The following is a 6,000-nucleotide window of genomic DNA, read 5'->3' as shown; positions in this document are numbered from 1 at the left end:
AACGGCAGCTGGACCCCCCAGGCCGCCACCGAGAGCAACCCCTTCGCCGGCAAGGCCAACAGCGGCGCCACCTGGACCAACGACATCAGCCACGGCGAGTTGATCCGCACCAGCGCCGACCAGACCTTCACCGTCAACCCCTGCAACCTCCAACTGCTCTACCAGGGCCGATCGCCCTCCTCCAACGGCGTCGACTACGGCCTACTGCCGTACCGACCGGGCGTGCTCACCCTGCAACGCTGACCTGACGCACGACCGAGGGGCGGGCCCGGCACCACGCCGAGCCCGCCCCGCGTCACGTCCACCGGCCCCCGTCTCTGCCAGGCTGGGGCATGCCCTTGAGCGCACACCACCTCAGAACGTCAGTCGCCGTGTCCGATATCGCACGGGCGGTCGCCTTCTACGAAGGCAGGCTGGGCCTGCGGGCGCTGCGGTCCGCGCCCAGCGCCCACATCCCCGACGGCAGCCGCATCTACGCCTCCGGCGGCGGACCGGCCCTCAACGTGTACCAGTCGGTCACCGCCGGGACGACCGAGGCGACGCTGGCGACGTGGTACGTCGACGACCTCGACGAGATCGTCGACGAACTCATGGCCGCCGGCGTCGACCCCGTGCGCTACGAGCAGTTCGAGCACGACCCGAAGGGGATCACCGCGCGGGCCGGAGGTGGGCGTATCGCCTGGATCCAGGACCCGGACGGCAACACGTTCGCCATCGAGGCGGATGTCTGACCGACCGCCGTTCCCCTGGCGCTGGCGCTCACAGATTCCGTTCCACCTCGGTCAGCCGGTCGCTGAGAAATGCCCGTTCGACGTCGTTGTCGGTGAGGGTCAAGGCCTCCTCGTAGGCCGTCCGGGCCTGCCGCCACTGCCCCAACTGGCGCAGGAAGTCGGCCCGGGCGGCACTCAGGTATCCGTACGTGGCCAGGGCCGGGTCGGCGAGCAGTGGGTCGAGCGCGTCGAGGCCGGCCCGGGGTCCGTCGCGCAGCCCGATCGCGACCGCCCGGTTGAGATCGACCACGGGGGAGGGCCAGATCCGGAACAGGGTGTCGTAGAGCGCGACGATCTGGGCCCAGTCGGTGTCCTGCCAGCTCGGCGCCGCAGCGTGCAGGGCGGCGATCGCCGCCTCCAACGCGTACCGCGTCGGAGGCCGTCGACGCAGCGCGTCGGCGACCAGAGCCCGGCCCTCGGCGATGAGCTGCCGGTCCCAGCGCGAGCGGTCCTGCTCGGACAGCAGCACCAGACGCCCGTCCGCGGCTCTGCGGGCGTCCTGGCGGGCGGCGTTGAGCAGGAGCAACGCGAGCAGTGCGCTGATCTCGGCGTTGGTCGGCATCAGCAGGTGCAGCATGCGGGCCAGCCCGACCGCGCTGTCCACCAGGTCCTGGCGGACCAGCTGGGCGCCGAGCGGCGCCGTGTGGCCGGTGGTGAAGATCAGGTGGACGACCTCCAGGACCGCGCTCACCCGCTCCTCCAGCTGGTCCGGGCCCGGCACCCGGTACGGGATGCGGGCCGCGGCGATCTTCTTCTTGGCCCGGGTGATGCGGGCGGCCATGGTGGCCGGCTGCACGAGAAACGCGCGGGCCACCTCGGGCGTGGACAGCCCGCACACCAGACGCAGCGTCAGGGCGACCTGGGCGTCCCGGGCCAGGGCCGGGTGTGAGCAGGTGAAGATGAGGCGCAGCCGGTCGTCGACGAGACCGTCCTCCGGCCCCGGCGTGGTCTCGTCGGCCACGAGCAGGGGCATCTTGCGACGGAACACCGACGCGCGGCGCAGGACGTCGCGGGCCCGGTTACGCGCGATGGTGGTCAACCAGGCGCCCGGCCGGTCCGGGATGCCGGTCTGCGTCCAGGTCTCCAGGGCCCGGGCGAACGCGTCCTGGGTGCACTCCTCGGCCAGGTCGAGGTCGCGGGTCAGGTGGGCCGTGGTGCTGAACACCTGGGCCCAGTCGCGGCGGTGCGCCTGGGCGACCGCCGCGACGACCTCGTCCTTCGTTCGTGGGTCGGTCACGTCAACCGTGGTCGACCACCGGGCGGATCTCCACACCGCTGTGCGACGCGCGCACCTCGGGGAGCAGTTTCGCCAACGACAGCACCTCGTCCAGGTCGGTGGCCTCGATCAGGTAGTAGCCGCCGAGCGCCTCCTTGGTCTCCAGGAACGGGCCGTCGGTCGTCGTGATCTGCCCCATCGAGTCCGAGCGCAGCGTGGTGGCCGTGGGCGACATCTCCAACTGCTTTCCGTCGATGATCTGAGTCCCAGCCTTCTCGGCGAACGCCGCGTGCGCGGCGTCGTGTGCCTTCCACTGCTCGTCGGTCATCGCCTCCCACTGCTGGGCGTCGCCGTAGATCAGAATCATGTACTTGGCCATGGCTCAAGTCCCGTCCGTGTGCCGGCCCCCTCGGTGGTGGGCCCCTACACTACGACGGCTCGGGCGGGCGGTAGATCGACAGCCATGCCGCACAGTTCGATCCTGGACTTCGCGGCGATCGGGCTACGGCTGGTTCCCGACGATGCCCTACACCTGAGCGCCCTCGTCCGACACGATCTCGACGTACCCGTCGGCGCCGTGCACCCGGATCCGCTGCCCGTTCCGGATGAGCCTGGTCGCGTCCGGCACGCCGACGACGGCGGGCAGGCCGTACTCCCGGGCGATGACCGCCCCGTGGGTCATGAGGCCACCCACCTCGGTGACCAGTCCGGCGACCGCCACGAACAGCGGCGACCAGCTCGGGTCGGTGTACGCGGTGACCAGGATGTCGCCCGGTTCCAGGTCGGCCTCGGCCAGGTCGGGAAGGACGCGGGCGCGACCCTCGACGATCCCGTCGGAGACGCCGAGACCGACAAGCGCGCCGGCCGGCACGTCATCGCGTCGGTACGCCCCGGAGATGCCCTCTCCCTCCGAGGTGAGCACCCGCGGCGGGGTGAGCCTCTGGTGCGTCCGGAACGCCTCTCTGCGCCGCTCGACGAGGTGATCGTCGATCCGGTGCGTCCGCACGAAGTCGTGCAGCTCGGCGAAGGTGAGGTAGAAGATGTCGTCGATCTGGCGCAGCACGCCCGCCCGCAGGAGGCGTTCCGCCTCCCGCAGCAGGGCCTGCTTGTACACGAGGTAGCGGCTGATGATCGCGTACTTCGGGTACTCCCGGTACCCGATGAAGGTGCGAACCCGGTCGATCATCCGTGCGGTCTCGTCGGCCTTGCGCACCCCGTCCGGCAGGGCACGCAGGCGTTCCAGCAGCTCCTCGCGCTTGCGCTGGGCCTCCTCGCGCCCCTGCGCGAAGCGCCGTGCGGCCGCGCCGCGCTCGTGCAACCTGATGTTGTCGAGGATCAGGGGTACGAGCGTGGTGGGGCGTTCGGCCCAGCGCGGCCTCGTGATGTCGATCTCGCCGACGCAGCGCATCCCGTACCGGTCGAGATAGGCCCGGATGGCGTCGCGCGCCTGGCTGCCGCCCGGCAGTCTCGGCAGCTCGTCGAGGAAGCCGTCGTCGTCGACGTCCCGCAGGAACGCCACCACCTCGGGGTACGGGCGGATCGCGTCCGCGACGTCGAGCAGCGCCAGGCCCATCTCCGACGTGATGTTGCCGGGGGCCGACAGGGTGAGGGTGTCGGCGGCGTTCCGCTCACCCAGCCAACCGGCGAGCTGTTCGTTGAGCCACCAGGTGGCCTCCATCCCCGCCATGATCGCCTGCATGCTCAATGGATCGGCGAGCAGCCGCTTGTGCTCCTCGAATGCCGTGAGCAGGAAGTCGAACAGTGCCGGTCCGGTCACCGTCGCGATGTCACGCCGCAGCGCGGCGAGGGACGTCCGGCTGCGCTCGACCAGTTCGGTGACGATGGCCGGATCGTTCTCGATCGTGGCCGGCGCGCCGCCCAGCCGGGGGACACGGGGAGCGTCGTCGGTCAGCGTCGGTACGAAGTCGGGGCGGGCGAGCAGGGTCTCCAGCGCGTCCCGGGTCAACGGATCTGACCTGCCCGCCATCTCGAGGAAGCCGGCGCGGCTCGCGGGCGACGCCAGGATTCCGGTGGCGTCCACGAAGAGCCGCCCACCGGCCTCGTGCATCGGCGCCATCGCCGTGAGCTGCCACATGGACAGCCCCAGCGGCTTCATGGCGTCGGTCATCATCTGCTGATGTCCCACGGACAGGTAGACGTGGTTCGCCCCGTCCCGGGCGGCGGCGGGTACCGGGAACAGCGTGGTGATCGGCCGGCTCTGGACGATCTGGGCGTCGCCGTCGGACAGGCACCACTCGATGTCCTGCGGGCAACCGAAGGCCGCCTCGATGCGCCGCCCCACCCGTACCAGTCGCAGGACCTGGTCGTCCGTCAGCGCCGGCTGGCCCTGCCGGTCCGCGCTGATCGTCTGTCGGTCGGTGCCGCCGCCGGGGAGGGCGTTGATGGCGAGGCGCTTGACGGCGATCGACCGGTCGACGATCGCGTCGTCGCGCACCCGGTAGGCGTCCGGGTTCACGAGCCCGGAGACCAGCGCCTCGCCGAGACCGAAGCTGGCCTCCACGGAGGCGACCTTCCGGTTGGACGTGACCGGATCGGCCGTGAACAGCACGCCGGCCGCCTGCGGGAACACCATCTTCTGCACCACGACCGCGAGGTGGACCGTCCGGTGGTCGATGCCGTTGCGCTGCCGGTAGCTGACGGCCCGCTCGGTGAAGAGCGAGGCCCAGCACCGGCTGACGTGCGCGAGGACGGCCTCCGCGCCCCGGACGTTCAGGTAGGTGTCCTGCTGGCCCGCGAAGGAGGCCGTCGCGAGGTCCTCCGCGGTGGCGCTGGACCGGACGGCGTAGGCCGTGTCGGCGCCGTGGCGGCGCAGGGCCGCGCCGATCGCCGTCACCACGTCGTCGGGCGGGACGATGGCTTCGATGATTCGGCGGATCTCCGCGCTGAGGTCGCGGATCGTGTCCCGGTCGTCCGCCGCGAGGCGCGACAGGCGGTCGAGGTGATCGGCCATCGCGGGCGCCTCGGCCACGACCCGTCGGAACGCGTCGGTCGTCACACAGAAGCCGGGCGGTACGCGGACGCCGTCGATCCGTGTCAGCGCCCCCAGTCGGGCGCCCTTGCCGCCGACGAGCGCGACCTGCGTCTCGTCGACCTCGTCGAGATCCCACACGTACCGGTCCGTCATCGCGCCACCTCGGCCCGCACGGTCGGCGTGAACACTCGCGTCCTGCACAACACACCCACGTGGTGCCCCGATTCTTCGCATCGTTCCGTCTCCGGCCGACGATTCTGCGTCACGACCGGGGTCTTGCGGCAAGGCCCCGGTCGCGATATACGTTTAAGTGGGAGCGGATACCGGTGGCGTTTTCCGGCCACGAATGAAAATCGCGAAAGAGCGGCGCGGTCCCGCCCCGAAAGCACGAGAGGGAGCTGCCGTGACAGCGGTCAGGCAAATCCTCTTCGTCCAGGGCGCCGGCCCCGGCACGTACGACGAGTGGGACAGCCGGATGGTCGACAGCCTGCGGCGCGAGCTCGGTGACTCGTACGACGTCCGCTATCCACGCCTGCCCGACGAGGGCGATCCGCGCTACGCCACCTGGAGCGCCGCCGTTCGCCGGGAGATCGCGGCCCTGGACGACGGCGCGGTCGTGATCGGCCATTCGGTGGGCGGGGCGATTCTCGCGCACGTGCTCGCCGAGCGGCCACCGGAGCGTGAGCTGGCGCTGATCGTCCTGGTCGCAGCTCCGTTCGTCGGAGCGGGCGGTTGGCCCGGCGACGAGTTCGAGTTGCCGGGCGACCTCGGTGCCAGGCTGCCGCGCGGCGTGCCGGTGCGGGTGTTCCACGGCCTCGGGGACGAGACGGTGCCGCCGTCGCACGCCGATCGTTACGCGCGGGCGCTGCCGCAGGCGCTCCTGTACCGGCTCCCGGGGCGCGACCATCAGCTCGACGACGACCTCGGCGAGGTGGCGCGGGTGATCACCCGGGACGTCGCGTCCGCACGCTGACCCCACTCCGTCAGGCGGGGCGGTGGACATCACTTTGACGGGTGTGGCT

General features: G+C 71.2%; 6 protein-coding genes. 3 read left to right on the top strand and 3 right to left on the bottom strand.

Annotated elements, in window-relative coordinates; translation table 11 throughout:
* Together AB0J36_RS31290 and AB0J36_RS31285 are read left to right on the top strand one after the other, a co-directional pair.
* Positions 1–243, top strand: a 243-nt coding sequence (locus AB0J36_RS31290) for a non-reducing end alpha-L-arabinofuranosidase family hydrolase (RefSeq protein ID WP_357421913.1), incomplete at its 5' end; no start/stop codon positions are given.
* A gap of 128 nt (positions 244–371) precedes the next feature.
* Positions 372–731 (top strand): VOC family protein, encoded by a 360-nt coding sequence (locus AB0J36_RS31285; RefSeq protein ID WP_357120562.1) that lies wholly within the window; start codon positions 372–374, stop codon positions 729–731.
* A gap of 28 nt (positions 732–759) precedes the next feature.
* Here the strand turns inward: AB0J36_RS31285 and AB0J36_RS31280 are convergent, their stop codons facing one another.
* From AB0J36_RS31280 to rph, 3 genes are all read right to left on the bottom strand, one after another.
* A complete protein-coding gene (locus AB0J36_RS31280; protein ID WP_357171481.1) occupies positions 760–2,007 on the bottom strand; it encodes a sigma-70 family RNA polymerase sigma factor in 1,248 nt (415 codons plus the stop codon).
* Between the two features lies 1 nt (position 2,008).
* A complete protein-coding gene (locus tag AB0J36_RS31275; protein WP_357120556.1) occupies positions 2,009–2,365 on the bottom strand; it encodes a YciI family protein in 357 nt (118 codons plus the stop codon).
* A gap of 147 nt (positions 2,366–2,512) precedes the next feature.
* The gene (gene rph / locus AB0J36_RS31270; RefSeq protein ID WP_357171482.1) at positions 2,513–5,131 is read right to left on the bottom strand and encodes a rifamycin-inactivating phosphotransferase; all 2,619 of its coding nucleotides are present in this window, start codon (positions 5,129–5,131) and stop codon (positions 2,513–2,515) included.
* A 250-nt stretch (positions 5,132–5,381) separates the two neighbouring features.
* Between rph and AB0J36_RS31265 the strand changes: the two genes are divergently transcribed.
* On the top strand, positions 5,382–5,951 hold the full coding sequence (locus tag AB0J36_RS31265) for an alpha/beta fold hydrolase (protein ID WP_357120550.1): 570 nt from the start codon (positions 5,382–5,384) through the stop codon (positions 5,949–5,951).
* The last annotated feature ends 49 nt before the right edge of the window (positions 5,952–6,000 follow it).

This window comes from Micromonospora sp. NPDC049662 (assembly GCF_040675055.1).
Taxonomy (GTDB): domain Bacteria; phylum Actinomycetota; class Actinomycetes; order Mycobacteriales; family Micromonosporaceae; genus Micromonospora.
The sequence above is the reverse complement of the archived record's forward strand: the minus strand, read 5'-3'. Positions and strand labels throughout refer to the sequence as shown.

Coding starts and splice junctions, on each gene's coding strand:
- AB0J36_RS31275 (WP_357120556.1), bottom strand. CDS start 2,365: ATGGCCAAGTACATGATTCTGATCTACGGCGACGCCCAGCAGTGGGAG.
- rph (WP_357171482.1), bottom strand. CDS start 5,131: ATGACGGACCGGTACGTGTGGGATCTCGACGAGGTCGACGAGACGCAG.